The 3,450-nt window shown below is 35.4% G+C and carries 6 protein-coding genes; 1 reads left to right on the top strand and 5 read right to left on the bottom strand.

Going from position 1 to position 3,450, the window contains the following annotated elements:
- The 5 genes from F6K22_RS36245 to F6K22_RS36225 all read right to left on the bottom strand — a co-directional run.
- The coding region (locus tag F6K22_RS36245; RefSeq protein ID WP_293102483.1) for a helix-turn-helix domain-containing protein at window positions 1–94 on the bottom strand (94 nt) is incomplete at its 3' end.
- Window positions 95–164: 70 nt separating this feature from the next.
- Window positions 165–386, bottom strand: a complete 222-nt coding sequence (locus F6K22_RS36240) for a hypothetical protein (RefSeq protein ID WP_293109486.1) — start codon at window positions 384–386, stop codon at window positions 165–167.
- Window positions 387–455: 69 nt separating this feature from the next.
- Window positions 456–677, bottom strand: a complete 222-nt coding sequence (locus tag F6K22_RS36235; RefSeq protein ID WP_293109484.1) for a hypothetical protein — start codon at window positions 675–677, stop codon at window positions 456–458.
- A 46-nt stretch (window positions 678–723) separates the two neighbouring features.
- Window positions 724–915 carry a PmbA/TldA family metallopeptidase gene (locus tag F6K22_RS36230; RefSeq protein WP_293109489.1) on the bottom strand — a complete coding sequence of 64 codons (192 nt, stop codon included), beginning with the start codon at window positions 913–915 and terminating at the stop codon, window positions 724–726.
- Window positions 916–1,407: 492 nt separating this feature from the next.
- Window positions 1,408–1,767: a single-stranded DNA-binding protein gene (locus F6K22_RS36225; protein WP_293109482.1), complete on the bottom strand. Its 360-nt coding sequence runs from the start codon at window positions 1,765–1,767 to the stop codon at window positions 1,408–1,410.
- 659 nt (window positions 1,768–2,426) lie between these two features.
- On the opposite strand from F6K22_RS36225, the gene F6K22_RS36220 reads away from it, so the two are divergent.
- Window positions 2,427–3,428 carry a rod shape-determining protein gene (locus F6K22_RS36220; RefSeq protein WP_293109487.1) on the top strand — a complete coding sequence of 334 codons (1,002 nt, stop codon included), beginning with the start codon at window positions 2,427–2,429 and terminating at the stop codon, window positions 3,426–3,428.
- Window positions 3,429–3,450: the final 22 nt, after the last annotated feature.

Raw genomic sequence — 3,450 nt, 5'->3', positions numbered from 1 at the left:
AGTTCCAATGGCGACGCAACAGCTCTAACCACCTTTCCATCGTGGCTATCTGTTCGTCACTCGGCTTGATTCGATAGATGTAGGTTAAGAGCATGATGTTATTGTACTACTCGCGACCTATTGAGAATCGTTAAACCCCGTCGGGCAATTCCCCTCCCGTTAAATCAAAGATTATAACCCGAGACCCCTTGCCCGTTTAGTTGGACTATAGTTTGTCCAGACAAAACGGTTTTCCATAATTTGGCGATCGCTTTTCTTACTGCTTTAGGAGTAAAAAATACGGGGGGAGTTCCACTGTTAATCTTAGCTGAATTTTCCACCCATTGATATTTTTGGATTAACTGGGAAAGTAGTTTATTTATGTCTAGGGAGAGAAGGCTAATCACAATCTAAACTAGATAAGCAGCTAGACAAAATTAATTACACATCTATAACTTGCTGAATTCTTTGCCTTCTCAAGATTGCAGACAATTAGAATAGGTAAATAATTTTGTAATGGTACTTATTTGAATAAAGTCTTCATCTTGAACTAAATTACCAGAAATATTAGCACTAAATAATTGATTAAACTTTTGAGAATAGACATCTGTATTAGTCAATTTTTTAACTTTTATCTTCTGAAGATTAAAATCAATATTTACCATAATATGTGGATTGTCATTATGATTTTTTTTCAATATTTTTTTGACATGACTCTATTAATTCGTTAATTTCAGGTAAGTTCTATTCTAGTTTTGGTGGATTAAAATTATATGATGAAGCAAATTCAAATTGTACAATATCGCTAACTTTTGCTGCTTGAATAGCAGCATCAACTAAATCCTCAATTATTGTCAAATCTGTAGAACTAGCAAAACCAAATCTACCTTGATAAATTAATCTCAGAGCTACTCCTTTTTGAGCTTTAGTTTGCAGAGATTTTGTCAGGATTCAGGTCTTATGAAAAAGCCTATAAATCTTAATGGATAAGTATTTCAAGCAATTTCCTCCAAAATTCTATTCTCAATTAGAGATTGCTACAAGCCTTGATTTTCGTGATTATTGGAGTCGGGAGGCTGTTAAATTACTGAGTCAGTCGTTTTCATAAGTCTCTCTATAACTGGGTTTGAGATACCTGAATCCTTACGATATTTTAAACAATTCTTTTCAAATTTTATGGGGGTATCCTGAGTTGATAAACAGTAAATTTTTACCTAAAAATTAAGGTATAAAGCCTCTCCATTCATGGAGAAAAAAGAAAAAAGAAAAAAAATATTTTTAGTCAATCCTCTTCTTTATAAGAAGAGGTGATAATTAATAATTAATAATTAATTATTAATTGTTGAAAGATGCAGCTTTTTCACTGGCAAGTTTAAGAATTTGCTCTAGAGTTGACTTACTCAGAATAATTTTTATTGAATTTTAAAATTAGAATTCATCATAGCTTGTTGTTGCAGCCTGCTCATCATCACGTTTAGAACCTAATAATTCGAGTCTATCTACTCTAATTACAGGTTTAGAACGATTTGCCCCTGTATTACGATCTTGCCAATAATCAAACTTCAAAGATCCTTTTACCCCAATTAATTTACCTTTACGAACATAATCAGCAGCAACCTCTGCAGTTTTGCCCCACATCTCTAAATCAAACCAGTCTGGTTGGTCAGTGTTTTTAGAGCGACGATTTACAGCTAAAGTGACATTACAAACCACATTACCTGACTCAAAATATTTAACTTCTGGGTCTCTACCTGCCCTACCAACCAAAGTTACAACATTTAAACTCATATACTATTCTTATTTTTATTTTTATATTATTCATGAATTAAATTTTAGAAGGTATCTGTAAAATAAATCTAAATAAATGCCTCAAATATCTAGTATTCGGATTTGTTACGGCGACCAGGAAAACAGTATTTTCGCCTAACCCACCCTAAATCAAGGCTTAATTTTTTATTTATAGATACCCTCTTAGGAGTTGCTGATTTTAGGTATGAAACTCTATTCATCAGAATCAGTTAAGAGTTGAAAAATTATTAAGCTGCAAATCATGCCTAGTTTTCCCCTTATAGTTTGTGAGTGAAAAAAACTTCTTTCTTGCTCCTGACTCCTTACTCCTGCAATATCATAAATTTATTCAGCAACACCAAATTTTAATTTAACATCTTAACTCCAAAAAAATATCCTAAGAGGACTAATTACTCAAGCAATTCCTAATCTAAATACTTTATCCGGATTTTGTCCTTATTGTGTCGCACTAAGAAACCAAGGACAGTTAAACTTGCTTGTATCAAAAATGATACAGTCCTACTAGACTGAGGAGTAAAAAACATTATACAATTCACCTCAGCTATATTTCTTTATAAATTATTAAACAAAGTTAATATTTGATTTTAGGGGGTCAAAATCCAGTGGGTCTGATAAATCGCTTTTCCTTGTCTCGGGACATGGGAATTGACTTGGGTACTGCAAACACACTTGTATATGTATCAGGTAAAGGTATTGTTCTTCAAGAACCATCTGTAGTAGCTATTGACCAAGAACAAAAAACTTCTATCGCAGTTGGGGAAGAAGCTAAAAGGATGTTAGGGAGAACTCCCTCCAATGTAATTGCTATGAGACCTCTAAGGGATGGGGTCATTGCTGATTTTGATACAGCAGAATTAATGCTGAAACATTTTATTAGGCAAGTCCATGAAGGAAAAACCTTGGTATCTCCAAGAATTGTTATTGGCATTCCTAGTGGAGTAACTGGTGTAGAAAGACGAGCTGTAATGGAAGCTGCTTCTCAAGCTGGTGCTAGGGATGTACGATTAATTGATGAACCTGTTGCTGCAGCTATTGGCGCGGGGTTGCCTGTAGCTGAACCTACTGGCAATATGATTGTGGATATTGGTGGGGGAACCACAGAAGTTGCTGTTCTTAGTTTACAAGGTACCGTTCTGAGCGAGTCCGTGCGTGTAGCTGGGGATGAACTGAATGATGCTGTTACTCAGTATATGAAAAAAGTCCATAACTTGGTCATAGGAGAACGAACTGCGGAAGATATCAAGATTAAATTGGGTTCAGCTTATCCCTCTCAGGATGATAATGAGGCAACGATGGAAGTTAGGGGTATACATTTATTATCGGGTTTGCCTAGAACTGTAACAGTCAAAGCCGCAGAAATTCGAGAAAGTCTGACTGAACCTTTATCTATAATTATAGAGGCAGTTAAGCGAACTTTGGAACGTACTCCCCCTGAATTAGCAGCAGATATTATAGATCGGGGTATTATGTTGGCTGGTGGTGGTGCTTTGTTAAAGGGGATAGATACTTTAATTAGCCATGAGACTGGTATTATCACTCATGTTGCAGCAGATCCACTTTGCTGTGTAGTCTTGGGTACTGGCCGTGTTTTGGAGAATTATAAACAGCTTGAACGGTTTTTCAGTGGGCCAGCTCGCTAAAGTCTGGTTATGTTATTTGAGA

Origin of the sequence: Okeania sp. SIO2F4 (assembly GCF_010672385.1) — a bacterium.
Classification (GTDB): Bacteria; Cyanobacteriota; Cyanobacteriia; order Cyanobacteriales; family Microcoleaceae; genus Trichodesmium.
The sequence above is the reverse complement of the archived record's forward strand: the minus strand, read 5'-3'. Positions and strand labels throughout refer to the sequence as shown.